The organism is Lysinibacillus sp. NPDC096418, from assembly GCF_044762775.1.
GTDB lineage: Bacteria > Bacillota > Bacilli > Bacillales_A > Planococcaceae > Lysinibacillus.
Window position 1 is genome coordinate 75,403 of the sequence record NZ_JBIWEY010000006.1, and the last position, 24,587, is coordinate 99,989.

At 35.7% G+C, this 24,587-nt stretch carries 26 protein-coding genes, 1 pseudogene and 1 riboswitch; of the genes and pseudogenes, 12 read left to right on the plus strand and 15 right to left on the minus strand.

Translation table 11 applies throughout. From position 1 onward, the window contains the following. Positions 1 to 38 precede the first annotated feature (38 nt). Positions 39 to 566, minus strand: a complete 528-nt coding sequence (locus ACIQZG_RS07695) for a hypothetical protein (RefSeq protein WP_402754585.1) — start codon at positions 564 to 566, stop codon at positions 39 to 41. Between the two features lie 301 nt (positions 567 to 867). Between ACIQZG_RS07695 and ACIQZG_RS07700 the strand changes: the two genes are divergently transcribed. Next, positions 868 to 1,623: a DUF2087 domain-containing protein gene (locus tag ACIQZG_RS07700; RefSeq protein ID WP_402754586.1), complete on the plus strand. Its 756-nt coding sequence runs from the start codon at positions 868 to 870 to the stop codon at positions 1,621 to 1,623. Between the two features lie 16 nt (positions 1,624 to 1,639). Next, positions 1,640 to 1,984, plus strand: a complete 345-nt coding sequence (locus tag ACIQZG_RS07705) for a GIY-YIG nuclease family protein (RefSeq protein ID WP_402754587.1) — start codon at positions 1,640 to 1,642, stop codon at positions 1,982 to 1,984. Between the two features lie 260 nt (positions 1,985 to 2,244). Here the strand turns inward: ACIQZG_RS07705 and ACIQZG_RS07710 are convergent, their stop codons facing one another. Both ACIQZG_RS07710 and ACIQZG_RS07715 read right to left on the minus strand, forming a co-directional pair. Next, positions 2,245 to 3,060 (minus strand): YitT family protein, encoded by an 816-nt coding sequence (locus ACIQZG_RS07710; RefSeq protein WP_402754588.1) that lies wholly within the window; start codon positions 3,058 to 3,060, stop codon positions 2,245 to 2,247. An 85-nt stretch (positions 3,061 to 3,145) separates the two neighbouring features. After that, a complete protein-coding gene (locus ACIQZG_RS07715; protein WP_402754663.1) occupies positions 3,146 to 4,411 on the minus strand; it encodes a M48 family metallopeptidase in 1,266 nt (421 codons plus the stop codon). 306 nt (positions 4,412 to 4,717) lie between these two features. Between ACIQZG_RS07715 and ACIQZG_RS07720 the strand changes: the two genes are divergently transcribed. The 4 genes from ACIQZG_RS07720 (at position 4,718) to ACIQZG_RS07735 (ending at position 8,347) form a co-directional block, all read left to right on the plus strand. After that, entirely contained in the window at positions 4,718 to 5,173 is a 456-nt protein-coding gene (locus ACIQZG_RS07720) for a PTS sugar transporter subunit IIA (protein ID WP_402754589.1), read from the plus strand. After that, on the plus strand, positions 5,173 to 5,436 hold the full coding sequence (locus tag ACIQZG_RS07725; protein WP_402754590.1) for a PTS sugar transporter subunit IIB: 264 nt from the start codon (positions 5,173 to 5,175) through the stop codon (positions 5,434 to 5,436). Before ACIQZG_RS07720 ends, ACIQZG_RS07725 begins: the two co-directional genes overlap by 1 nt. A gap of 26 nt (positions 5,437 to 5,462) precedes the next feature. Next, positions 5,463 to 6,731, plus strand: a complete 1,269-nt coding sequence (locus ACIQZG_RS07730; RefSeq protein WP_402754591.1) for a PTS ascorbate transporter subunit IIC — start codon at positions 5,463 to 5,465, stop codon at positions 6,729 to 6,731. 224 nt (positions 6,732 to 6,955) lie between these two features. After that, positions 6,956 to 8,347 carry a hypothetical protein gene (locus ACIQZG_RS07735; protein WP_402754592.1) on the plus strand — a complete coding sequence of 464 codons (1,392 nt, stop codon included), beginning with the start codon at positions 6,956 to 6,958 and terminating at the stop codon, positions 8,345 to 8,347. Positions 8,348 to 8,633: 286 nt separating this feature from the next. Here ACIQZG_RS07735 and ACIQZG_RS07740 read toward each other — a convergent pair whose 3' ends face one another. Both ACIQZG_RS07740 and ACIQZG_RS07745 read right to left on the minus strand, forming a co-directional pair. Next, positions 8,634 to 9,965, minus strand: coding sequence for an arsenic transporter (locus ACIQZG_RS07740; protein WP_402754664.1), 1,332 nt, complete (start codon positions 9,963 to 9,965; stop codon positions 8,634 to 8,636). Between the two features lie 400 nt (positions 9,966 to 10,365). After that, positions 10,366 to 10,887 carry a general stress protein gene (locus ACIQZG_RS07745; protein ID WP_402754665.1) on the minus strand — a complete coding sequence of 174 codons (522 nt, stop codon included), beginning with the start codon at positions 10,885 to 10,887 and terminating at the stop codon, positions 10,366 to 10,368. A gap of 342 nt (positions 10,888 to 11,229) precedes the next feature. Between ACIQZG_RS07745 and ACIQZG_RS07750 the strand changes: the two genes are divergently transcribed. Beyond that, positions 11,230 to 11,730, plus strand: coding sequence for a hypothetical protein (locus ACIQZG_RS07750; RefSeq protein ID WP_402754593.1), 501 nt, complete (start codon positions 11,230 to 11,232; stop codon positions 11,728 to 11,730). A gap of 112 nt (positions 11,731 to 11,842) precedes the next feature. Here the strand turns inward: ACIQZG_RS07750 and ACIQZG_RS07755 are convergent, their stop codons facing one another. Genes ACIQZG_RS07755 through ACIQZG_RS07770 form a run of 4 tightly spaced genes read right to left on the minus strand, consistent with a single transcriptional unit; the run spans position 11,843 to position 14,201 of the window. Further along, positions 11,843 to 12,232 carry a GntR family transcriptional regulator gene (locus ACIQZG_RS07755; protein WP_402754594.1) on the minus strand — a complete coding sequence of 130 codons (390 nt, stop codon included), beginning with the start codon at positions 12,230 to 12,232 and terminating at the stop codon, positions 11,843 to 11,845. A gap of 49 nt (positions 12,233 to 12,281) precedes the next feature. Next, positions 12,282 to 13,061 carry an ABC transporter permease gene (locus tag ACIQZG_RS07760; RefSeq protein WP_402754595.1) on the minus strand — a complete coding sequence of 260 codons (780 nt, stop codon included), beginning with the start codon at positions 13,059 to 13,061 and terminating at the stop codon, positions 12,282 to 12,284. Further along, positions 13,058 to 13,966: an ABC transporter ATP-binding protein gene (locus ACIQZG_RS07765; protein ID WP_402754596.1), complete on the minus strand. Its 909-nt coding sequence runs from the start codon at positions 13,964 to 13,966 to the stop codon at positions 13,058 to 13,060. Before ACIQZG_RS07765 ends, ACIQZG_RS07760 begins: the two co-directional genes overlap by 4 nt. Next, on the minus strand, positions 13,950 to 14,201 hold the full coding sequence (locus ACIQZG_RS07770) for a PLD nuclease N-terminal domain-containing protein (protein WP_402754597.1): 252 nt from the start codon (positions 14,199 to 14,201) through the stop codon (positions 13,950 to 13,952). The genes ACIQZG_RS07765 and ACIQZG_RS07770 overlap by 17 nt, the downstream gene beginning before the upstream one ends. 186 nt (positions 14,202 to 14,387) lie before the next feature. Between ACIQZG_RS07770 and ACIQZG_RS07775 the strand changes: the two genes are divergently transcribed. Both ACIQZG_RS07775 and ACIQZG_RS07780 read left to right on the plus strand, forming a co-directional pair. Next, positions 14,388 to 14,927: a helix-turn-helix domain-containing protein gene (locus tag ACIQZG_RS07775; RefSeq protein ID WP_402754598.1), complete on the plus strand. Its 540-nt coding sequence runs from the start codon at positions 14,388 to 14,390 to the stop codon at positions 14,925 to 14,927. Between the two features lie 134 nt (positions 14,928 to 15,061). Beyond that, a complete protein-coding gene (locus tag ACIQZG_RS07780) occupies positions 15,062 to 15,922 on the plus strand; it encodes a YitT family protein (protein ID WP_402754599.1) in 861 nt (286 codons plus the stop codon). Positions 15,923 to 16,072: 150 nt separating this feature from the next. Here the strand turns inward: ACIQZG_RS07780 and ACIQZG_RS07785 are convergent, their stop codons facing one another. Next, positions 16,073 to 16,255: a hypothetical protein gene (locus tag ACIQZG_RS07785; RefSeq protein WP_402754600.1), complete on the minus strand. Its 183-nt coding sequence runs from the start codon at positions 16,253 to 16,255 to the stop codon at positions 16,073 to 16,075. Positions 16,256 to 16,467: 212 nt separating this feature from the next. Further along, positions 16,468 to 16,656: riboswitch (cobalamin riboswitch) on the minus strand. 514 nt (positions 16,657 to 17,170) lie between these two features. On the opposite strand from ACIQZG_RS07785, the gene ACIQZG_RS07790 reads away from it, so the two are divergent. The 3 genes from ACIQZG_RS07790 (at position 17,171) to ACIQZG_RS07800 (ending at position 19,976) form a co-directional block, all read left to right on the plus strand. Beyond that, positions 17,171 to 18,079 carry a hypothetical protein gene (locus ACIQZG_RS07790; RefSeq protein WP_402754601.1) on the plus strand — a complete coding sequence of 303 codons (909 nt, stop codon included), beginning with the start codon at positions 17,171 to 17,173 and terminating at the stop codon, positions 18,077 to 18,079. Between the two features lie 182 nt (positions 18,080 to 18,261). Continuing rightward, a complete protein-coding gene (locus ACIQZG_RS07795) occupies positions 18,262 to 18,807 on the plus strand; it encodes a PadR family transcriptional regulator (protein WP_402754602.1) in 546 nt (181 codons plus the stop codon). Next, positions 18,804 to 19,976, plus strand: coding sequence for an MFS transporter (locus ACIQZG_RS07800; RefSeq protein ID WP_402754603.1), 1,173 nt, complete (start codon positions 18,804 to 18,806; stop codon positions 19,974 to 19,976). Before ACIQZG_RS07795 ends, ACIQZG_RS07800 begins: the two co-directional genes overlap by 4 nt. Positions 19,977 to 20,150: 174 nt before the next feature. On the opposite strand, the gene ACIQZG_RS07805 is transcribed toward ACIQZG_RS07800, so the two are convergent. The 5 genes and pseudogenes from ACIQZG_RS07805 to ACIQZG_RS07825 all read right to left on the minus strand — a co-directional run bounded on the left by ACIQZG_RS07805 (position 20,151) and on the right by ACIQZG_RS07825 (position 24,483). Continuing rightward, positions 20,151 to 20,801, minus strand: a complete 651-nt coding sequence (locus tag ACIQZG_RS07805; protein WP_402754604.1) for a CPBP family intramembrane glutamic endopeptidase — start codon at positions 20,799 to 20,801, stop codon at positions 20,151 to 20,153. A 27-nt stretch (positions 20,802 to 20,828) separates the two neighbouring features. Then, positions 20,829 to 21,434, minus strand: coding sequence for a TetR/AcrR family transcriptional regulator (locus tag ACIQZG_RS07810; protein ID WP_402754605.1), 606 nt, complete (start codon positions 21,432 to 21,434; stop codon positions 20,829 to 20,831). A gap of 335 nt (positions 21,435 to 21,769) precedes the next feature. After that, positions 21,770 to 21,985: a hypothetical protein gene (locus tag ACIQZG_RS07815; RefSeq protein WP_402754606.1), complete on the minus strand. Its 216-nt coding sequence runs from the start codon at positions 21,983 to 21,985 to the stop codon at positions 21,770 to 21,772. Next, positions 21,985 to 22,172 (minus strand): annotated as a pseudogene (locus tag ACIQZG_RS07820) (helix-turn-helix transcriptional regulator). Before ACIQZG_RS07820 ends, ACIQZG_RS07815 begins: the two are co-directional and overlap by 1 nt. Positions 22,173 to 23,106: 934 nt before the next feature. Then, the gene (locus ACIQZG_RS07825; protein WP_402754607.1) at positions 23,107 to 24,483 is read right to left on the minus strand and encodes an aminotransferase-like domain-containing protein; all 1,377 of its coding nucleotides are present in this window, start codon (positions 24,481 to 24,483) and stop codon (positions 23,107 to 23,109) included. Between the last annotated feature and the right edge of the window lie 104 nt (positions 24,484 to 24,587).

Sequence of the window (24,587 nt, forward strand, 5' to 3'; positions counted from 1 at the left end):
TTTAAGGAAAGTAACTCAGCCTCAACAAATTTACCGTATTATCTTCTTCTATTTCTAGAATTACCATCTTTGTTTCTCGAATTGCCGTTATCTTTATTTCTCGAATTGCCGTTATCCTTATTCTCATTTTTGTCATTACTTTCAACCTTAGCTCCATAGCTAATGTTTCGCACGTGATACAATGCAAGACGGATGATTTCATCTTTTGAAATAATCGTTATAAAATCATCGGTAACGTCATCCATAATCCCTTCTAACATTTCTGGACCACCACGATTTACTTTTACCCACTGATGTTTTAACCCAGCTACAACTGATTTAAAATCTGAAGCAATCGAAAATTCGAAGTCGTCAGGAATTTCAACATTAAAATCCATACCATCTTTCGAATTGACTGTAAGACTCTTAATATGCTGCGATTTATAGTAAACGACACCATCTTTTTCAGTTAGTAATGCAAAATGATCGTCTTCTGCAGATAGTAATTGACCAATACGTGATTCCGGACCTCCCCGATCTACTCTTACAACTTTATCCTTTAAGGAAAGTAGAAGTTCTTTGTTCATTTTTTTGCCCCCTATTTTTATTGTCTTGTTATCTATATGTGTCTTTGATTAATAAACCTATGTTAAACGCCTAAATTGGAAAATTTAGCTGTCAAATAGGTTCATCTTTATAATATGAACTAAATGATGGAATGTGCCTATATTTTATGTCTCACATCCCTACAGATGACTATAGATAGCGAAAACTTTTCGATACATTGAAATAAAATGTCGTTTCTATTGATTTTTACCAAACATTTTGTTACTTTATATATAAATAAACAAACGAATTTATTTTACGTTTGTAAAAAGGGGAATCTACATGGATTTAGACCAACTATTTTGGCAAGCATCCTTAGAGGATATTAAAGAAGGTTTTACTGAAGAAAACGATTACTATACTTGCTTACTTTGCAGTAAAAAAATTGAAAAAGGGATTATTTATCCACATGACAATGTCTTTTATGAAGCTGAAAAATATATGCGACTTCATATCACAGCGGAGCACCAGTCCGTTTTTCATTATTTAAATGGCTTAAATAAAAAAATGACAGGCTTAACCGATCACCAAAGCCATATTTTACGGTTATTTTATGAAGGTAAATCGGATGTAGAAATTAAAGAGGAATTGGAAGTCGGCAGTGCAACCACGATTCGCCATCACCGTTTTGCATTAAAAGAAAAAGAACGTCAAGCAAAGATTTTCCTCGCAATGATGGAGTTATACAAAGAAAAAGACCAAAAAGCTGATGCCTATGTACCCATTCATAAAACGGCTACTATGGTTGATGAACGCTATGATATCACACTTTCTGAAGAGCAAGAACTTCTTGAAAAGTACTTCCCAAATGGAGTAGGGCAGCTGCTTGTTCGCTTCCCAAAACGTGAAAAACATAAAATCGTCGTGCTACGTGCGATTACGAAATTACTAGATGACACCAAACAATATTCTGAAAAAGAATTAAATGAAATCATTCAGCCGATTTATGAAGACTATGTACAAATTCGTCGCTATTTAATCGAATATGGCTTTATGGACCGCCAAGAAGATGGTAGTTCTTACTGGGTGAAAAAATAAGAAAGTGGGGCTCGTTATGGATCACAAGAAACAATTGAAAGAGTTATATAAAGAAACACCGATTGAAGCCGGCGTTTTCACGATGACTAATAAAGAAAATGGCAAAGTATTTGTCGGAAGCTTCAACAATTTAAAACGTTTAAATGGCTTTCAGTTCATGCTGAAAACAAACACACATACAAATAAGGCTTTGCAAGCTGATTACAAAACGTTTGGCGTAGATGCCTTTGATATTGAGGTTGTAGAGTATTTAAAGAAAAAAGAAGAAGGCTATTTCGATGCAAAAAAAGAATTGGAAAAGCTTGAACAAAAATGGCTCGACACACTAAAGCCGTATGGTGACCATGGCTATAATGCTTAAAGAATACTAAAGCATAACATCATACTTTCTATATGATAAAAATCCGCTCCGCTTTCCGCGGGCACAAAATAAGCCGCAACCACCCCCGCTACGCGCGGCTGGTTGCGGCTTACTTATTGTGCGTACTCCTGCCGCTACGTTTCACTCACGCTTTCGTCGAAAAATGTTCCCGTAGGAGTCTCCGCGGATTTACGCCTGTGAATCAAAAAAGCATGCTAGAAGTACTCTCAACATTATTTTTCTCTTTTTGAACGGCTACTTTATTTTGCTCCCCGATCAAACATCCCAATAACCTCAGTTGTTTGCGTGATGTTGACGAACGCGGATGGATCAACTTCTTTAATCATTTCTTTTACTTCTCCAAGTTGGTAGCGCGTAATAACCGTGAAAAGCACCTTTCTTCTTTCCCCAGTATACGCACCCTCCGCATCCAGAATGGTCACGCCACGATAAAGACTGCTCAGTAGCTTCTTCTTCACTTCGTCCCCACTACTTGTGACAATCATAAGCGTAAGTTTGATATGGCTTGTATGAATCGTATCGATGACCTTACCTGTGGCATATATCGAGACAAGCGTATACAATGCTGCATCCCAACTAAAGATAAAACCTGAAACTAATACGACGACTGCATTCATCCCAGAAATTAATGCCCCTAAAGGTAAATCTCTTTTCTTATTTAAAAGCATCGCTACGATATCGAAGCCACCCGATGATCCTGAGGCACGAAAAATTACCGCGACCCCTACTCCCGCAATAACACCACCAAATAAAGAGGCTAGGAGGGGCTCATTTGTTACCTTGTAAACAGGAATGATTAATAAGCTGACCGATATTACGACGACCGATAGAATTGTATACCCAATAAACCGCTTCCCTAATTTCATAACCCCGATAATAAGCAACGGAAGGTTTAATAAAAAATTCAAAATACCTGTATTCACTGGCGTTACTAAGCCCAACATGATGGCAATTCCACTTAAGCCACTACTAAGAATTTCATGAGGAATTAGCAAAAAGTTATAAGCAAAGCTAACCAAAATTGATGCAAGTGTAATAATTACAATATTGCGCATAACGACTCCCCTACCATTCTAAAGCAGAAAAATTTTATGTTTTCTATATCTAGATTACCCAACTTATACGTACAAAAAACACTATTTATTTCTTCTCTCCTTCTTTTTCAGCTACTTTATCGATTCGTTCAAGCATCGTAGGGTGTGAGTATCTGAACCATTTCACAAGTAGTGGTGGGTTCACTTCACTCAAGCCTGCTTTTGTAAGCTTTTGAAAAGCCGTTACCGCCGCCTCCTGATTCCCCATTAATGCGATCGCATACTCATCCGCTCTTGTTTCTTGGTACCTCGAAACATAATTAGAAAGAGGACTTGAAGCGAATAATAATACAGATGTAATCAGGAAAAATAATGGTAAGGACCGAATATCACTTACCTTTTTTATTTTCAATACATGGCCATAACGCGTAATCATCCACGTCATGAGCTTCGCAGTAAACCAAAGTCCAACTAACGTCATTAATATATAGCCAGCTATACCAAAGTAAATATGCTTTTCCACATAATGTCCCATCTCATGTGCCATGACAAACAAAATTTCATTTTCCGTTAAACGGTTTAAAGTTGTATCCCATAGCACAATTCTCGAATTATTTCCTACGCCCGTTACATAAGCGTTTAACGCATTGGTCTTTTCAGCCATGTTGACTTCGTAGACATGCTCAGTAGGGATATTTGCTTTTTCGGCAAGCGCTAAAATTTTCGTTTCCAATTCTTTATTTTTCAATGGATAAAAGTCATTATATAAAGGATCAATAACGACTGGCTGTATAAACATTAGGAAAATGGAGAATGGAATGGTTAATAACCAAGCATAGAGCCACCATCTTTTTGTACTTTTTTTAATGAGCCAATATAGCACTGATATAAGTATAACGGACATACCAAAGTTCACCCAAAAATCAATGACGCCATCTCTCATCCAGGAAGTAAAGTTTTGTGTACTAATGCCATAGCTCTTACTTAATGCATAGCGATAATAATCTATCGGGAATAACACAATAAACAAAAACAGCGATAACAAAAATAAATAAGCCGCATTTTGTAGGACTGTCCATTTTGTTTGTGGAATCGCTACTTTTTCAAACCAACGTGAAATCCCCATTAGCAAAATATAAAAATAAATGAGCCATTCTAACGGCGTCACAACAAAGAAGAGGAAATTTCTAATTTTTGAATATTCCCCACTTAGATTAAGTTCCCGCTCTGACATAAATATCGCAGGGTCCGCAGCTGTCCCTTTTAGAGTCATTGGAATAGTACCGCTACCACTATGAAAAATATACAAATACATACAGAGCACATACAGGGCAAATAAAATCAATGCTACAATTCCCCATTTTTTAGCTATGTCTTTTCCTCCCTTGCACAGTTTTATCCTATAGTAAGTGTAAGCAAAATAAGAAAAGTTAGAACATGTTTGTCCGAGTTTATTTCATTGCTAATGAAACACATTCTCTTTATACGCATTTATTCCGCTATCCGCCAAAAAAAATTTCTTCACACAAGCATTATTTAAAGATAGCTTTATTAATACTTTCATTCATCATCAAGCAAAATCTCTAATATTATGCCCTCCCTTGACATAATTACCACCCTCACATTAATAACATACATAGAAGATTTTAATATTCCTTTTGAAAGGAGGTATTACTGCTTGCTAACTGAGTTACTAAATGCGGATACGATTCAAATTGCTGACAAAGTAGACACGTGGCAGGATGCAATTCGCCTAGCTTCAGCGCCTCTATTGCAACAGAACAAAATAGAAAATCGCTATATACAAGCGATGATTCAATCCATAGAAAAATACGGTCCCTATGTCGTTCTCACCCCCAAAGTTGCCATACCACATTCACGTCCTACCGATGGCGTCAAGGCATTATCCATGAGCCTATTACACTTACAAACCCCAGTACTTTTCGCACCAGATAAACCAGTTTATTTAATCTTTGTTTTAGCTACTACAGATAGCGAGTCCCATCTACAGGCATTAGTCGATTTAGCGCAAGTTATACATGATCCATCTCAAATCGACATTATTATCGCCTGTAAGCATACAGATGAAATTCTCAATAAAATAAAACAATTTTCTACAGAGGAGAGGCTATGATGAAAATATTAGTGGTATGTGGAAATGGGTTAGGCAGTAGCTTCATTATGCAATTGAATGTGAAAAAAGCACTCACTGAACTTGGAAAAACTGCAGAGGTAACTCACACAGATTTAGCATCAGCCAACACTGAGAAGGCAGATATTTTTATCGGTGCGGGAGACATTGTCGAGCGTTTGGATGAAAGTAAAGGAAAAATTGTGAGTATCATTAATATGATGAATGTTTCGGAGATTAAACGGAAACTCGACCCACTTCTTTAAAAATTCGGATTGGATGAGGTGTTGGTATGTTAGATGTTATTGTCAATGACATTTTAGGTACACCAGCCATACTAGTCGGCCTATTCGCATTAGTCGGTTTACTCATTCAAAAGAAATCAGCTTCAACAGTTCTTTCAGGTACATTAAAAACAATTATGGGCTTTGTCATTTTGGGGGCTGGAGCAGCTGTTTTAATCGGCTCGTTAGATCATTTTAGTAAAATGTTCGATCATGCATTTAATGTGCAGGGAGTTATCCCGAACAACGAAGCAATTGTCGCTGCAGCTCAAACGGAATTTGGTACAGCCACAGCAATGATTATGGTATTTGGTATGGTTATGAACTTACTATTAGCACGATTCACGCCTTTAAAATATATCTTTTTAACTGGTCATCATACTTTATTTATGGCTTGTTTAATCGCTGCTTCACTGTCAGTTGGTGGTATGAGCGGGGCTCCCCTCATACTTGTAGGCTCTATTTTACTTGGCATTTGTATGGTCGTTTTCCCTGCCCTGCTACAACCATTTGTCCGTCAAATTACAGGTAGTGATGATTTTGCTGTCGGCCATTTTGGCAGTGTCGGTTATTATGTATCAGCTCAAATTGGTAAGCTGTTTGGAAACAAAGGAAAATCAACGGAAGATATTAAAGTTCCTAAATCTCTAGGGTTCTTAAGAGATACATCCGTCGCTGTATCTTTAACAATGGCTATATTCTTTATTATCGTGGCATTATTTGCAGGGCAATCTTATATTGAGGCAGATTTATCTGGCGGTTCTAACTTCATTGTCTTCGCTATTATTCAAGCTATCACCTTCGCTGCTGGTGTCTACATTATTTTAGCAGGTGTACGGATGCTCATTGCAGAAATTATTCCTGCATTCAAAGGAATCGCAGATAAGGTCGTACCTAATTCAAAACCAGCTTTAGACTGCCCCACTATTTTTCCTTTCGCACCAAATGCAGTAATCATCGGTTTCGTGTTCAGTTTCCTAGCAGGATTACTATCCATGTTCGCCCTCCCACTTTTAGGCTTAAAAGTGATTGTCCCGGGTCTTGTGCCACATTTCTTCACTGGCGCTGCCGCCGGGGTATTCGGGAATGCAACGGGTGGTCGAATTGGGGCCATGGCTGGCGCATTTGCAAATGGTGTAATCATCAGCTTCCTGCCAGCCATCCTGCTTATTTTCATGGGTGACATCGGTTACGAAGGGACAACATTTGGTGATTCAGACTTCGGCATTGTAGGTATTGTTATTATTAATGTTCTAAAATTATTCGGTGCGGTTTAATCGTATTACTATATCTGAATTGTAAAAATGATAATGCAAAGCTCGTTCTGAATTTCAGAACGAGTTTCTTTAATGGATGTAGTTTTTCAAATTTATTTTAACCTACTTCTAATAGCCCTTTTGTATTTACATCCCCTAGGCACGCACTTTTTATTTTGAAATCACTCACACTCTAGAAATATCTTCATACCCTATAGTCAGACCTATTTTGAGGGGGAAAAATTATGGGGATTGAATTTACTGCTCTCCATTGGATTTATGTCGTGTTCATTGTATTGATCATTGGTTTTATGGTTCGACGTCGAGATACCACCCTCATTTGTATTATTGGAATATTTATGATAGCCATTGTCGCTACTGGCGATTTAACTGCATCGATTAGTGGCGTTTTTAATAGCTTTATTTTTGCAATCACAGAGCTGTTATCAACCATCTTAATCATTTCCATCATTGTGGCGATGAGCCGAGTATTAATGAAATCGGGTATTAATGAGGTCATGGTGGCCCCATTTACGAAAATTATTAAAACACCGACACTAGCCTATTGGACAATTGGTATATTGATGATGGTTATATCATGGTTCTTTTGGCCATCCCCAGCAGTAGCCCTTTTAGGTGCCGTTCTGTTACCTGTAGCAATACGTGCTGGTTTACCTGCTTTAGGTGTGGCGATGGCGATGAACCTATTTGGTCACGGGATTGCCTTATCTAGTGACTTTGTCATTCAGGGAGCTCCAAAGCTAACTGCTGACGCTGCTGGTATTCCTGTTGGAGATGTAGTTAGCGCAAGTATTCCACTCGTGATTACAATGGGGCTTGTCACAACGATTGTGGCCTTTATAATGCTTAGACGTGATATGAAAAGAGGAACTTTGGATTTAACAGTTACGAACGGCGAAGAAACCGAACAAGAGAAGCCAGAGAATTTACTTTCAATTGGGCAAAAACGATTTTTCGCAATATTGATTCCCATTGCCTTTTTAGCTGACGTCGTGGCAATGTCCGTTTTGAAATTACAAGGTGGCGACGCAACAGCATTAATCGGTGGAACAGCAGTCTTTATTTTACTAATACTTTCAGTTGTAGCCCATAAAAAACAGGGGCTTGAGAAGACAACTAGCTATTTGATTCAAGGTTTCCAATTTGGCTTTAAAGTATTTGGACCGGTCATTCCAATCGCTGCATTCTTTTATTTAGGAGATTCTGGTTTCAATCAAATCCTTGGTGACTATTTACCAAAAGCTTCACATGGAATTGTCAATGACCTCGGTGTTGGTCTAGCAGCCATTGTACCTTTAACAAAAGAAATAGCAGTTATCACATTGGCAGTCGTTGGTGCCATCACCGGATTAGACGGATCTGGATTTTCCGGTATATCTCTAGCAGGTTCTATTGGTAGTTTATTTGGCAATGCCATAGGTGAAGGTACAGCTACACTTACTGCGCTCGGACAAATTACCGGAATTTGGGTTGGGGGCGGTACACTCATTCCTTGGGCACTCATCCCTGCTGCTGCGATTTGTAACGTAAGCCCATTTGAACTCGCACGGCGAAATTTAGTACCTGTAGTTATCGGGCTCATTGCCACAACCATTGTTGCTCTGTTTTTAATGTAACTTAAAAAACAAATGCGCTAAAGTGCTCGTTCACATCCGACAGCTTCATTCGAGTCCGAAGCGAAAGTAAACGCTTCACCACTTTCGCCCGAGGAATCGCAGGAACCTCGAGGATGTAGCGCTTTATCCTTAAAGATAATACCCTCAGTTATCCACAGGTGAAAAATCTATAATTTCCTTAACAACAAAAAATCTCGTCAATTCATCATTCGATTGACGAGATTTTAGAAAAATGAACACAAGGCGGTTTATCTGACGTAAAGTTGAGCAGTAAATTGAATGCTCATTAAAATAACCACGTAACCCAATAATAAAGAATAACCAAAGTAATTATTAATGTCGGCGGTATCACGACTACCGTAACCTTTATATATTCCCACCAAGTAATTTTTACATTACCTCTTCTTACAATATGCATCCACATGAGTGTAGCTAGCGTACCCATTGGAAGAAGTAATGAACCAATATCACTTCCGATAACATTTGCCAGATAAGCAACCTTCAAGGAAAGTGGATCTAAATCCATATTCATAAGCGTCATTGTTCCGACCATTAGCGCTGGATGATTATTAAATATATTTGAAAGTACTGATAAGAGTACCCCCATCAACACACTTGTATGGAGTAAGCTACCAGATACCATAGGACGCATAAACCCAATTAACCAGTCTGTTAAACCGATGTTATTCAAACCATAAATAATTACGTACATACTAAACGCAAAAATGAGAATATACCACGGAGTCTTTTTCAACATATCTCCTGGTGGTACTTTTAGATACATCCATCTCCATCCTAAAAGTAGTAAGGAGCCAAGAACAGCCATAGCAGAGACTGGAATATTTACGAATGAAGCGAAAAAGAGACTAAGTCGAACTGCAAAAACGAATAGTAGGATATTGCGCATAAACTTTGAACGATCTTTTCCAGAAGAATAGATTGAATGCTGTTTAAGTGGGTGATAGGAAGGGAGAGATAGTCCGGCTACTTTAATAGGGATAACTTTCGGTAAATCCTTCCTAAATCTTAAAAACAGGAGTCCGACTAAAAGTAGTAACCCAAGAGTTGCTGGTACAAACATCATTGCTGTATGCGAATACAAACTCATATCCACAATTTTCAGAGCAATTAAATTGACGATATTGCTTACGCCAATTGGTGCACTTGAAGCCGTTGCGATTAAACCACCTGACAGTAGGTAAGGAATCTTTTGATGGTTTTTCAAATCCATATTATTTAATAACATAACTAAAATCGGCGTCGTTATTAAAATACTACCATCGTTATTAAAAAAGAGTGTCATTAGAAAACATAAAAGATTAACGTACCAGAATAATCGAATGCCTGATCCGTTTGCTTTTTCCGCCAACTTTTCTGCTATCCAATTAAAAAATCCAAAGCTCTCTAAGACGATTGCCATTACAATCGTTGCCATAATGGTTATTGCAGCCCCACTTATAGTTCCAGCAATCGTTCCGAGTTCACTCAGTGTAACACTTCCACTTATTAGTACAACGATAGCACCTACTGTCGCAGGTATAGCTTCATTTATGCCTCTAGGTCTCCAAAGAATAAATATAAGTGTAGCAAGAAATGCTAAAATGGTTATCCAAGCCATTGGTTGCATTGTTTTCCCCCTCCTTTCCGCCTTATTTTTAAACTACCCATTTATATAAATTTGTTCCCTCTCTAAAAAACTGCCTTATCACCTCACCCGGCTATCTTTATGATTTTGCCTTACAATATTTATATGTACCTGGGTTAAACCTCTCTTGGCTTAGTACCTGACTTTTAATTAAATTTGCTGAAACCTATCATCAAATGCCTACTAAACTTTCATAATGCTAATCTGTTCTCCATTTACGCCCTCCCTAATAATGCTATTTGACTTGGAGCTGTCACTCTAACACCCATAAAAGACATATTAAAAGACCACCCATCATGGAGTGGTCTTTTTTATCGTTTATTCAGCTAAGCCCATGTCATCATTAGTCGAGAAGTAAAGTGTATATCTTAGATTATAAAATTCTTTGAAAGTCTTTACGTATACAGGAATGCTTTAATTTCTTTGTTTTCAACAAATATTTAAAATCAGAGATATTGTCATATGAAAGTTGAATGTAAAAGTAATTGATAAATTCCAAAACTGCAAAAATATAAATGAAAGCTACAGTTATCAATCCTTTTATTGGTAGAGAAGAATGAAATTGCACGTAATCAATTACAAACATAACAATTGAAACAAAAATTAAGATAATATTAATTATTTTTAAACGTTTCAATAGTCTAACTATCCAAACAGGTGTCATAGACGTATTTTCAATTCTTAATCTCTTCAATTTCGAATACCAATAAATAGTCCCTTGTAGTAGAAGAATTTCTAAAAGAAAAAATGATATCCAAAAAGAATACAATGAATATAATTGCAAATTAGGAAAAGTCCTATTAGCAAGAAAACTAACAATAATAAACATAATTAACGCAGATAATTCTCCCGAAAATAAATAAGTCAGTCTCTTTTCTAATTTTTTCTTTCCGATTTTTTTACCTCCATTTTAAAAAAATCACCCATTACGGAGTGGTCTTTTCACGTTCCCCTTAAATGACTCATCAGAACTTATAGAATTATTTTATCACCGAAATTATCTAAATCACTTTTTAAATTTATAACTTAACTTTCGCATTCTGAGATGTCCAAACATTACTTGAAATAACTAGGCATAAAAATTAAAAATCCTAAGCCATTAATTAAGAATCCACGTAAACCTTCATTAAAATGGACAATTAAGAAACTATTTTAAGCAGATGACAATTAATGTTGTCTTTTTATATACTTTTGAAGCACGCTTTTCTAAAATGGTAATTGAAAGGAAGTGTAGAGATTGAGGAAATTATTTTATATCGGAGCATTATCAGCATTGTTGCTGACAGCATGTAGCGAAGAAGAGGCCAAACCTAAAGAGGAAACTCCTACTGCAGAACCATCAGAAGTTACAGAAAAACCAGCCACAGCTGAAAGTAAATACCCATTTCCAAACGCCTCACCAATAGGTAACGCAACTATTACTGTAAGTACTCTGGGTGGCGATAGCTCAAATGGAAATGTTCCAGTGTTATTTGTGTATGAAGACGATGTACTAACGGAAATTGACATCGAATATGAAAACTTTGACGATAGCATTGAAACATATGTGTATATCAATGAAATTTTCTCCGCTAAGGAGCAAGTAGGAAAATTATCGCAATCATTATTAAACTTATCAGAGGATAATTTGAAGCCTGGTGACTACACAGTGACGGCTGTTCAATTTACAGACAATGATCCAACGAAAGAACCTGTGACATTGACTGAAGCGAAATTTAAAATTGAAGAATCTAAATAAAAAAAGACTGAGATTATATTAAATTATTAAATGAGTCACTCCATTGAGGATTTTTACAAAAGACTAATTCTCAAAACGATGAATAAAATATTTACGCTTCGGTGAGAAGACCTCAGTATATACTGGAGTCTTCTCCTTTAAATTGAATAATTTTTTGGGATATCTGATTAAATAGCTGTTGCAATTGTTCCTCACTGATTCCCTTCACATATGCCTCTACCACCACTTGCTCCAAATTACACGAAAATTGGTGTAGATCAATCTCGTCTATAGATCCATATTGTATTGCCAAAATAAAGGCTCCACTATTAGGTTTCATTTTTATAAGTCCCTTTTTTTGAAGTTCCTTGTAGCTTTTATGGGCCGTATGTAAATGTACGTTTGTTTGCCTAGCCAACTCACGAATAGAAGGCAATTGGTCGCCACATCGTAAATTCCCTTTTGCTATTTCTAAAATAATTTGCTGAACTAGCTGCTGATAAAGGGGAATTTGGCTATTCATATTTAAAGATATTTTCAATTCTTTTCGCCCATCCCCTCATATTTTTTATTTAAAACTTCTTCTTCGCAATCCAGTAATGTATTATAAGTGCCATTCCTAAAGTTATTAAAAGTGTCACTACAATATTAACTTCCCACCAGTCCCCCATACTATCTGTGACTAAAACACTTGAAGCACGTAGACTAACACCAGCAGGATTTAAGGCGCCTATTAACGGATGTAAACCTGCAACCATTCGGCATAGGAAAAGCACCACAATCCCTACTAACGCAATAAAAGCAGGGCTATTAAAAAACGTACTCAACATGGTTACTAAAGTAATCACGAATAACAACCAAATACAGTACAAGACAAACGCCAACATCACTTGAGCAATCGGTACGGATGTAAATAAATAGGCTGTATAGCCATATGACGCGGCATAACCAAGCGCAAATGAAATAATAGCCAACAAATAATGACTAATAATTTTACTTCCGATATAAGAAGAAATAGACACCGGCCTTGTTAGAATAAATGCCAACATCCCATTTGCTTTTTCAGCTTGGATTATACTCATAACAGCAACTACGAGGATGATAATTCCTAACTGGTCAAACTGTGAGCCCAACGTCGAAGCTAGTACTTCACTTCCCTCAGGTCTCGCCATCATCGGATCAACAACAATTCCTTCTACGCCCCCAAGCTTCTCTAAAATAACGGGTAAATAATACATCGTAATTGGTTGCATAAGCCCTAATAGCATAAAAACAACAGGAAGCCATATTATTTTTAATTCACGAATCATTTGACTAAATTCTTTTTTACTTAATACTGCAAAATTAATCATACCTCCACCACCAATGCTAAGAATATCTCTTCAAGACTTTCCTTAACCCCTATCTCAAACTTAGTAAAAGCAATTTTCTGATCCAGTCCATGTTGTAATAGTCGATACGCATCTTCTTCTACTTGATGTACACTTATTTTAAATCCGTCTCCAATGTTCTCAATTCCCTTCACATATGGAAAATGTTCAACTTGTTTTAGCCATTCATAATCTTCTTTTCGAATCGTTAGATAAATAGCGGATTCTTGACTACGATTTAGCAGCTGAGATTTTGTTGCATCTTCAATTTTCTGACCTTCTTTAATGACAACAAAGCGTTCACAGATTTCTTCCGCATCAGCCAATATATGTGTAGATAATAAAATCGTCGTTTCTTTTTTAATCTCTTTTAGTAGATTCAATACCTCCCTACGTCCAATTGGATCTAGTGCTGATACAGGTTCATCCATGATTATTAAAGTGGGTTTGTGTAGTATGGCTTGTGCGATGCCCAAACGCTGCTTCATACCCCCTGAAAATGTTCCAACCTTGGTCTGTGCTTCTTTCGCCAGCCCTACTTTTGCTAAGATAAGAGGAATATCTTTTTGCAACTGGGTTTTAGAAAGTCCAGAGAGTGTTCCCATGAACAATAAGGTCTCAAATGCTGTCATCCACGAGAAAAAGTTTGGATATTGAGGTAAATAACCAATTTGATCTTTCTTAGCTGAAATTTTTTGACCATCTAGAAGAATGTGACCTTCATCCGCAGTAAGAATATCTGCAATAATTTGAATTAATGTAGATTTTCCGGCACCATTCGGCCCAATTAAACCAACACACTCATTTGCCTCGATTACCATTGAAAAATGATTCACCGCAGTTTTATGCTTAAACTTTTTTGTCACATTATTAATCTCTAATCGCATGTTTGTTTACATCCTTTCTACCAATTACAAAGTATAAGATAGGCCCAATTGTATTAAAAAAAACAATAATAATTGTCCACATCAGTACGTTTTCTCTTAATGCACGATGACGATATAAATCCACTAAAGCAATCAATATTAATAAAAATCCAACAAGTAGAAAAGGAATAATTATGGGCAAAATACTACTCCAATCAATTTTACTTAAGTCATCAAAACCATAATGTAATTTCAAAATTGCTCACCCCGTTCGTTATCATTATCAATAACGATAACAAAATAAACAGAATAAATCCACCTTTTTCTACACTATACATTTGTTGAAATTTATATTATATTTTTTGATAATGTTCTCATTTTAAATAACCAGTCACAATTACCATTGATAACTCAACAATCAAACATATTGGAGGAACTAATTATGCGCAACAAAGCAGAGATTTTAATGCACCCTGTGAGAATGAAAATTATACAGACACTTATGCAAAAAAAAGAAGAAGGCTTAAGTACATTAGAGATGAGTTCAATCATCAAAGACGTTCCACAGGCAACTTTGTATCGACATATTCAAATTTTAACGGATGCAGGTATTATTAAAATCGTCAAAGAACGTAAAGTACGTTCTGTTTCTGAGAAGTTTTATGCAGTAAATGGGGACGCAGCACGATTAAATCAAGAAGATTGGCAACGTCTGTCTAAAGAACAAAAGCTAAACTATATTTCCTACTACCAATTAGCATTATTATCACAATACCAAAACTATTTAACTTCACTTGAGGAAAACAAACACCCAGAGGATACCGCAACTTTTTCATTTGTAGAGTTATCTTTATCCAATGAGCAATTCTTACATTTCGAAAACGAGTTAAGTAATTTATTTTCTAAATATATTTTAATGAGTAACGAAAATGAAGAAATTGTATCGAAAACCATTGCTATAAACATTATTCCAAGATCTTAATATATTTTTTAGGGTGACTTTTTAAATTTAAATCTATGGAGAATATTCCTAGAGGTTCGATAAAAAAAAGTTTACAATAGAAAAGTGCTCTTTTTGAGTTAATCTTGCTACACAAAAAGAAATGGAGAAATAGTATGAAGAAACAAAAGTTAGTAGAAAACATCCGAAAAGCCATCATGATTATTATTGGTGCAGTCATCGCTGCGTACGGTCTTGAAGCAGTGTTGATTCCTAACGATGTCATTGACGGTGGCGTTACAGGGATTAGTATTATGGGGGCCCATCTCTTTGGTATTCCATTAGGTGTCCTACTGTTTGTGTTAAATATTCCGTTTGTATATTTAGGCTACAAGCAAGTCGGAAAAACATTTGCAATAATGAGTGTTGTAGGGATTGCTGCATTATCGATTTCGACAGTAGTATTACACCATGTTGAGACGATTTTAGGACCTGAAGATCCTTTATTAATCGTGTTATCTGGTGGTATTATGCTGGGTGTTGGTATAGGTATTGTATTACGTAATGGTGGCGCTTTAGATGGTTCTGAGGTTTTAGCAGTCTTACTTTCGCGTAAAGTCCCATTTTCTGTCGGCGATATTATTCTATTTATTAATGCCTTTATATTCATAGGTGCGAGCTTTATTTACGGACTAGAAAGCGCGTTATACTCAGCTTTAACATATTACATTGCTAAAAATGTAATTGATATTATTCAGGTTGGTTTAGAAAAGTCCAAGTCGGTTCAAGTTGTTAGTCGTAAATCAGAAGAGATTGGTGAATCCATTCAATCACGCTTAGGTCGTGGCGTAACATATACACAAGGCCGTGGTGGTTTTTCGAACGAACCTACAGAAATTTTAAATTGCGTTATTAACAGAATGGAAGAAAATAAGCTAGTCTCCATTATTAAAGATATAGATCCTGGTGCTTTTGTCGTTATTTCTGACGTATCAGAAGTACGTGGTGGTAACTTCAAAAAACGCGATATTCACTAAGAATTGTGGTGCAGAGTCCTTTAGTTATTTCTCGCAATTCAATCTATACATTTGTACTATAACCTTTACACTTTGTCACACATACAAATAAGTACTGGACATATAAAAACCAGCAATCCCTTTATATAAGGAATTGCTGGTTTTTATCTATTATCCGACTAATTCTTTTTTCACATTTGAATAGGCAACGTGAATATCTGTATGATGTGCTTCGTCTCGTTGAACAAATTCTGCAACTAATTCTTTTAATGTTTTTGTAGCACCGTCTATCTGCTTTTGCATGATTTCAATTTTAAACAGATTTTCATAATATTCGACTACTTGTTGATCCATGTGTAACACTCCTTCAAAGTAAACATATAAACACCTTTCACTTTTAGTAAGATGCATGCTATGACAAACAAACTGCATAATACGCCGATTGCCATGTTGAAATAAGCCTTCTACCATACATTATTGAAGCTATCCTTTTGAACGTCGTCGTACTATGAGTATGCTGAAGAAATTCTTCCATCATACTCAACACATCCTACCCTCGTAGATTTTGGTTGTACTAGAAAAAGGCAGGTCTCCTGGCTTATACTCATCTCACATTTACCCTTCCCATTACGATATGTAACAGTGACCTAAGAAATGTGCTCCCATTTACAGTTGCGGACAATGCCGGATTTTCACCGATCTTCCTTTTTAAACAAATCCGAATTTAGACTTGTACCTTTATCGTATTATTCCACTTTTATTATTTTAACATAATATAAACACCAAATAATTGAACATTATTTGAAACCTATAGTAAGACATGATCTCTGTAAGAAACCTTGCATTAAATTATACTATTGATAGCTTTACTTGCTGGCTCAATGTTTTTGTAGTTGCTAACACAATCGCAAGAGTAGCAATAGTTTCGGTCTCTTTTCGTGTGTTCAAACCGTAATCAGAATTAACCCCTAATTAATCCTTATTTAATACCTGCAAACCTCCCTCCATACTTGTTTTATTACTCGCGCTTGACGAATTACTTCTGTTTTTTCATATTTCCTAAATCACTCTAATACTTTTCCCATTTGCCTATATTTTCGAAAATAATTTATTAACCCTATCAATATGTTTACTAAGTAGATATGCTCCGAAAATTATTTTCTTCATAAAAACAAGCATATATTTGTCCATATTTGAATAGGAATCTAATAGAGAAGTATTCCGAAAAAACGCGTGAGATAAAATAACCTTAAATGGAGTGTGAAGAATATGATTGAAACACATGATGCAAAAGAAATGGTATTCGGAATAATCCAACAGGACCCATTGTTCGCTGTTTTACAAGGCAGCCCTCTTGAAGAAGTACTTTATCGTGATACGTACTTAAACGACATTAACGAAAAAAAGTATTACTCAACAGCAGACGTTGCAAGATGGTTTGACATTACGGAGAAGAAAGTTCGTTATTATATCAAACCGTTTGAAAACTATATTTTTGATGACATGATAGTTAACCCAAAAAACACGTCTGCTATTCGTTTCAACCTACCGGCTATTCTAAAGTTGCGAATGATTTTACTACTTAAAGATGAGTACCGTGTTAGAGGGCTTAAACTGATTCTTGGTATGGACGAAAATGGCCAATTCATCAACCAACAACTAACAGCCACAACGGATTTTACATCTCCAGATGATTTAGTAAATAAAGTCGAGGTTTTAGGGAATGTATTGCAGCAAATGATGCAGACAGGGTTATTTAACCTGCAACAAGAAGATGAAAGTGGCGCGTTGCAAATTGCAGTGAACAAAGATTTTCTCACACAAAATATGCTCGTACAAGCTTCCGAATCGAACAACCAAATCATAGAAATTCAACAAGAAACACAGAAGCTAAAATATGAAAATGAAAGACTACAAAAACAAATAGCGGAGCTAAGAGAAGATAACGCGAAGGATGTCGTCATGAAAATCCGTGAACGATTTATTGAGAATGAAATTGTCTCCACTTTACGTACAGAAGCATTACAACAATTTTCTACTCAAAAAAAGGCAGGTTTTTTCGCAAAACTCTTCCAATCCACACAAATTGAAGTGGAAAAAGAGCAATTTATTGACGGATATATCACAAAGCACTTGGCCGAACGTTTGGAAGTAGCATTAATTGAGTATTACGAATAGATGACCAACCAGCAACATCTCAATCGAATGGATTGGAGAATTGCTGGTTTTTCATTTAATTCTTTTAGAATTAACAAATGGAATCAATAAATTTACTTTACTGTTTTTCCAAGTAATGCTAATATATTCTCATTAATACTAAACGTTTAGTATTCAATGTTTAGTAAATATGGAGGGATATTATGACACGTGCATTAGTTTTAGGTCTTTTAAAGTCGGCAGGACCCATGTCAGGATATGAAATTCAACAGATGATGCAATCAGCACAAACAGATACGTGGGCTTATGTAAAGCCAGCTTCGATTTATCATGCCTTAAAGAAGCTACAGGATGAGGGAAAAGTAGTGTTAGAGAAAGTAGAACAGACTGGCTTAAGAATAAAATCAATTTTTAAAATCACTGAAGATGGAGAGCTTGAATTAAACCAGCTACTTTTAGATTCATTTGCTAGCCCATCAGTAGTTTTCCCGGCTTCTCTCTATACAGCTTTAACCTTTATGGAAAATTTATCAGAAGATGAGATCATTACCGCATTAGAAAAACAGATAGATGAAATAACACACATTTATCAGAGTATGAAGCATGGATACGAGGAGAAGGAGCGAATGAATGGAAAAACACCAGCCAAAATCGATCTCATTTTTCACAACATGTTCAAGCAATGTGAATTACAACTGAATTATATGGAAGATATATTGCAGATGGTTAAAGCGGGGGAATACAAGTGAAAACATCAAAAAAAATGGTTGTAATTGTAATTATGATTACCATTTTTACAGATATGCTTATGTATGGATTAGTTGTTCCTTTTTTACCTATGCATGCGGAGTACTTAGGTGCCTCTCAATCAGAAATCGGTTTTTTGTTTGCTAGTTACGCAATAGCACTATTTATTGCAACCCCTATTTTTGGAGCTTTAGCCGATCGAATGGGTCGAAAAAAACTTATTGTATTGGGACTTATTGGGCTCGCTATTACGACAATAGTGTTTGCCTTTGCAACTAATTTCTTACTCCTTATATTGGCACGTTCTTTACAAGGAGTAGCTGCAGCCATACCATGGACAGCAGGATTAGCATTGCTTGCAGAAGTGTTTTCAAAAGAAGAGCATGGAACAGCTATGGGGATGGCCATGTCTGGGCAAGCTAGTGGCGTTCTTCTTGGTCCACTTTTAGGTGGATGGCTTTTTGAGTTAGGTGGATATCAATTACCTTTTTTTGTAGCTGCAGGCATGGCACTACTAGCTGCTCTTCTAAGCTTTGTGTTCCTCCGAAATATAACTGAAACAAGGGCAGAAAGTTTTACTTCACCATTTAGAATTCTTCGTCATAAACAAGTCCTAATAATCGCAGGAATAGCAGCAGTAGGGGCCTCGATATTCGCAAGTATTGAGCCGACTTTACCTATTCATCTTAGTGAAAATTTAAATCTATCTCCTGGAATAATCGGATCAATGTTTGTTGTAATAACTCTTGCTTATGGTTTGACTGCACCAATGATTGGTACATTTTCTACCCGAATTGGACATGTAAAAACTATCATTATAGGCGTTGGGATGGCGGCTATTGTACTTCCTTTAAATGCTTTCCCTACTCTAATATGGGTACAGATACTTACACTTGCGGTGTTAGGGATTAGCCTTGGGATGATTTTAACACCTACTCTTCCTAAGTTAGCTGATATTTCACACTCAGTAGGAAATCCCTCTCAGGGTGTTACCTTTGCGGTGTATAATACAGCATATTCTTTTGGAATGATGGTAGGACCATTAGTTGCAAGTACATTAGCAGATGGATTCGGACTTAAAACAGCATACTTAGTAATGGGACTTTTAATTATTTTATACTTGTTTCCTTTGAATAAACTAAATTCAAAAATAATTTCACCAAAGGCGTAAATCTCAATTGTATTTTAGGTCCCGCTACTCATACTCTATTTGATCATTTATAACTTATTCCTAAAAGTATAAGTGGCTTTTCTACTCTTATTATGAATGCGGAAAAGGGTAAATTATATGCCCTTTTCCATTACTAAATCAAAATACTATATTCAAGATTTAAATTTATTACTCTTACATAGTTGGAGGTAAATAGATATTCAAAAAAGTTAAAACGGTCAAATTCCCGATATCCACTATAAAATGAGAAAAAATAACCCATCTTAAGCTTTTTGTTTTAAAATATGTAATCGCCCAAACAATACCTGCTACACTTAAATAAATGTATAAGTGATAAGACTTACTTGCAATCGAGAAAACACCCCACATCAAAGGATGACTCAGGACAAATAAAGCCGTTGTATACAATATGCATAGCCATTTTGGGTACCAAGCAAGTAAGCCATCCAGTAATACACCACGCCAAAAAAGTTCTTCAAACCAAGGATTAATGAGCGCAAATAACAACCATAGTAGGACAAGCGAAATGGAATCAAATAAATGAAAATTCATTATTAGAATGGTGAGTGGGAACATCCCAATAAGTAAAGAAAGAGTAATCCAAGACTTTGATGATTTCGACTTTCCTAGCCAATTTTTTATTGATTGATCGCCTTTGAAATAATATATACAAAAACCGAGGGAACTCCAGTAAACAAGTGCTAATGGTATCCAAGCCCACCCTTGTATATATTGTTTGAAAATAGTTGCTGTTGAAAAACCTAAAAATATGATAACGAAAGGTGATATCAAAAGATATAAGCGTTGTTTGTTACTCCTAACCATAACCTTTCCCCCTCTCCATTCAAATGATTAATTATCCTTTTCAAAAATCTTCATAATCAATTTCGCATTAGGTATAGGGCATTCTGGCCATTGAATTTTATTAACAGCGAGTCCTTGTATAAAAGCATAGTAAGCAATCGCCAGAGATACCGGGTCAGCTGAAATAATTTCTCCAAATTCTTGTCCCTCAATAATCAAAGGTAGTATACAAGTTACCGGCGAAACTGCTTCCACCCCTGTTAAAATCTCTTTAACCTCATCTGGTATAGCATCTGAAGTACTTGCTTGAATCATGATTAAAAATAACAGCGTATTTCTCTCATCTGATAAGCCATTTAAAATTTGTTCTGACATCCAATGTAATTTCTCAAGCGGCGTGCCTATTTGCTCACTTGCCTGCTGAATGACCCCTACCGAGTTATTTGCAGCTGTCCTTACTAACGTCGAAAAGATTTCTTCTTTAGAAGTGAAATAATGATATACAAGTCCATGACTTAATCCTGCCTCCTTGGCAATATCACTAATTTTTGCAGCAACCATCCCCCTACGCGCAAATACGAGTAAAGCAGCTTGTAGAATTTGTTCTTTCCGAGCGTCTCGAAGTTCTTGATTTTGTTCTTCATTTCTTGGCATTATTAACACCTCTTTTTTGATTGATTAATCAGTCAATTTAAAATAATCTTATTCCAGAAGGATTATTTTGTCAAAACTATTTTGATGTAACATTATCTTAATTTAAGTTATTCAATCAAGAAAAAGATACGTGCTTTCATTTTTACTAAGGCTGTTTTCGTATTGATTGTTGCTATTCAACTGACTGACAAGAACATTTTAAAAGAGAGATCTTTTATTTCAGTTACAATATAATTTATCAAGAAAAAAGAACCATTAACAATGGCTCAGAAGAGAAAAAAGAATTCAACATTAAGAACAGAAGAAATCAAAAAGTAGTAACACAAGATAAGAAATTACATACTTCTTTTCACATTAATAAATTGAATAATTCGATTGGTTAGATAAGCTATACATAGAGCGAGAAATAGGGTGTGGTTGTTTCCTTTTCCAACAAAGAAGAAGTCAATTACCCATAAAAGTAATAAGGTATAAAATACTATTTGGCTTAAAGAAGAACTCTTTTGAATAATTTGTTTACCCTTTTCATCTTTTTTTACTTCTTTACTCATCATCTCACTCCCTGAAATTGAAATAATTCATCAACAGTACTCTCTAAATGAAAAACTAATTGGAGTGTAGGTTCATACTTATCATTTTCAATAGCATTGATGGCTTGTCTCGAGACCCGTAAAGTTTAGCTAATTCTTCTTGTGATAGTTTCTTTGATTTTCGTTTAAATTTTATAATGTTTTGCATTTTCCTCCCCTTGCATAAAATATAAATAATTTTTACATTTATCATTGTATCTTACATTTTATGCACAAATCAAAACAGCAATGATGCCAGAAGAGGCCTAGTTGAACCCTTTTATGAAAAGTAATGCTGATATTACTTTTCATAACATTCGGCCCTTGAATGCTCACGACTTAATTTAAAATTAATCTACAAAACCAAAAAAAGCTGCAAATAAATTTGCAACTTAATAATTATGAACATATATCATCAACAACGTAAAGTTCGATATCGTAAAAAGATGAAAAGCGGCTCCCGCATTGGTCTGCCTATATCCATTCTATTCTTTAACATGTAGTAAAGAATCCTTTTTTCTTTAGAACATTTAGTGCTCAGAAGAAATCCTTTGATTGATTGCAACATAGAAGAGTTAAAACGACGTTTTTTACGCTTCTTTTTGTCTGGTTTGCTACCGCAGTTGTGCCATCGTAATTGCAGACGCTTGAATCGTCTGGTGTTGCGGTGGTGTCTTTGGTTCAATAAACAGCGTAGAATAATACGCTTCCCCAATTGCAATAAAGTAAGTCACAAAAATAAACAGTTTTGTTCAATGGTTCAAAATAAAATTTCTCCCTTTTTTAATTCTATCAATTCGAATTGTATAGTTAGTATACGAATGAACTTAAAAAAGGTTTCAAAATAAAAATGCACCACACAAAAAAGACTACACTCTTTAAATAAGCAAAAATAGTTACTAATATTTCCACACTACTAGTAAGAGCTTGTAGCGGCTAATGATGTGCCTGCGGAAAGTGAGGGCCAGAGCGGAGAGCTCCTATATTTTAATAGAATGGAAATAAGTTTTGAAATTTGATCATTGTTAGCACTGTAAAAAATCCTTTCCCTTTAATGATACGACATTGGAAAGATATCTCCATCTATTAATCATTACTCATCCCTAAAGAGTAAAAAGTTGTTTGGTTTTATATGTTTTCTTCCTACTGTCGATAACAGTAATGCAGTGAGCCAATCGCTCAACCCCTACCTTAATTTGATTTTCATTCACTTGAGAAATGCATAATCGAAGGAGATTTTCCTGTTTATATTCTGGTAGAAACATTCTGGAGGCATCATCAACATATACATGCTGCTCGTTTAACATATGAACTATCTGTTTTGCTGTTATATTTCCGGGCAAATAGATGGTTAGATAAAATCCTGAAGTCGGTTTAGAAAAATGAGTAGTAGTCGGTAGCAATAACTCACATGCTTCTTGAAGGACTTGCATTTTTCTATGATATAGTTCTTTTATTTTTTTTAGATGACTAGTAAACATGCCACTTTTTAAATAGATTTCTAATGCTCCTTGAGACAAGGTGGAACTATTAAAATCTGAAGTGAATTTGTAGCGCAAAAAATTTTCAACCATTCGTTCAGGAAGAACGACTGACGCAATTCTTAACCCCGGAAGGAAAATTTTCGAAAAGCTTTTAATATAAATAACCCTCCCTGAAGGAGCAAACGAAAACATAGGATCTGATTTTATATTTGGATCAATGTCTCCTAAAAAATCATCCTCTACGATATAAACATCGTATTTTTCAGCTAATTCCACAATCTTTTTCTTCTCGCTATTTGTATAACTATGTCCAAGCGGATTATGAAATCTCGGTATCACATAGAAAAACTTGATATCATTATTACGGAAAATATATTCCAAACGGTCAAGGTCAATTCCTTCCATAGTTAGTTCAATTCCAAGAGTAGTAACTTGATGCAAATTGATAGATTCGATTATTCCGAAATAACTAGGCTGTTTGATTAAAATATTGTTTTTGCCATTAGGAAACGGCATGGAAACGAATAAATTAAGGGCTTGCTGTGAGCCAGATACAACTACTAGTCGCTCTGGTTGCGTGAAGACCTGTAAATTTTGCAAATATTTCACTAACTGTACGCGTAAAGAATAGAGCCCTTGTTGATCAGAATAGGTAAACAGTTCTCCTTTGTATTGTTCAATTGCTTGATTCATACAGTGCTGAAAATCAACATAAGGCAACACATTTATATCGGGACCTGCAGAAAAGAAATCGATTATTTCATTTTCATGCTTGGTATGCTGAAATTCATTGACCACATAGTAGCCACTTTTAGGAACAGCATAAATGACATGCTCCTTTTCTAATTCTGTATAAGCTCTAATCACCGTATTTTTGCTGCAAGAAAAACGCTCAGATAATTGACGAACTGAAGGAAGTTTACTACCTGCATGCAGTATGCCATTTGCTAACTGCTCTTTAATTCCCTCCATAATTTGAATGTATTTCGAACTCATCCACTGATTCACTCCTTGAACTGTACCATGACAGATGGATAAAACAACTGTTTATTCCTAATGTGTACAGCTATTAATATTTAACTATACCAGAGCGGCTTTCC

Coding starts and splice junctions, on each gene's coding strand:
- ACIQZG_RS07710 (WP_402754588.1), bottom strand. CDS start 3,060: ATGCGCAATATTGTAATTATTACACTTGCATCAATTTTGGTTAGCTTT.
- ACIQZG_RS07735 (WP_402754592.1), top strand. CDS start 6,956: ATGGGGATTGAATTTACTGCTCTCCATTGGATTTATGTCGTGTTCATT.
- ACIQZG_RS07775 (WP_402754598.1), top strand. CDS start 14,388: ATGCGCAACAAAGCAGAGATTTTAATGCACCCTGTGAGAATGAAAATT.
- ACIQZG_RS07810 (WP_402754605.1), bottom strand. CDS start 21,434: ATGCCAAGAAATGAAGAACAAAATCAAGAACTTCGAGACGCTCGGAAA.
- ACIQZG_RS07765 (WP_402754596.1), bottom strand. CDS start 13,966: ATGCGATTAGAGATTAATAATGTGACAAAAAAGTTTAAGCATAAAACT.
- ACIQZG_RS07740 (WP_402754664.1), bottom strand. CDS start 9,965: ATGGCTTGGATAACCATTTTAGCATTTCTTGCTACACTTATATTTATT.
- ACIQZG_RS07825 (WP_402754607.1), bottom strand. CDS start 24,483: ATGAGTTCGAAATACATTCAAATTATGGAGGGAATTAAAGAGCAGTTA.
- ACIQZG_RS07795 (WP_402754602.1), top strand. CDS start 18,262: ATGACACGTGCATTAGTTTTAGGTCTTTTAAAGTCGGCAGGACCCATG.
- ACIQZG_RS07780 (WP_402754599.1), top strand. CDS start 15,062: ATGAAGAAACAAAAGTTAGTAGAAAACATCCGAAAAGCCATCATGATT.
- ACIQZG_RS07705 (WP_402754587.1), top strand. CDS start 1,640: ATGGATCACAAGAAACAATTGAAAGAGTTATATAAAGAAACACCGATT.
- ACIQZG_RS07790 (WP_402754601.1), top strand. CDS start 17,171: ATGATTGAAACACATGATGCAAAAGAAATGGTATTCGGAATAATCCAA.
- ACIQZG_RS07725 (WP_402754590.1), top strand. CDS start 5,173: ATGAAAATATTAGTGGTATGTGGAAATGGGTTAGGCAGTAGCTTCATT.
- ACIQZG_RS07815 (WP_402754606.1), bottom strand. CDS start 21,985: ATGAGTAAAGAAGTAAAAAAAGATGAAAAGGGTAAACAAATTATTCAA.
- ACIQZG_RS07785 (WP_402754600.1), bottom strand. CDS start 16,255: ATGGATCAACAAGTAGTCGAATATTATGAAAATCTGTTTAAAATTGAA.
- ACIQZG_RS07760 (WP_402754595.1), bottom strand. CDS start 13,061: ATGATTAATTTTGCAGTATTAAGTAAAAAAGAATTTAGTCAAATGATT.
- ACIQZG_RS07755 (WP_402754594.1), bottom strand. CDS start 12,232: ATGAATAGCCAAATTCCCCTTTATCAGCAGCTAGTTCAGCAAATTATT.
- ACIQZG_RS07700 (WP_402754586.1), top strand. CDS start 868: ATGGATTTAGACCAACTATTTTGGCAAGCATCCTTAGAGGATATTAAA.
- ACIQZG_RS07730 (WP_402754591.1), top strand. CDS start 5,463: ATGTTAGATGTTATTGTCAATGACATTTTAGGTACACCAGCCATACTA.
- ACIQZG_RS07805 (WP_402754604.1), bottom strand. CDS start 20,801: ATGGTTAGGAGTAACAAACAACGCTTATATCTTTTGATATCACCTTTC.
- ACIQZG_RS07695 (WP_402754585.1), bottom strand. CDS start 566: ATGAACAAAGAACTTCTACTTTCCTTAAAGGATAAAGTTGTAAGAGTA.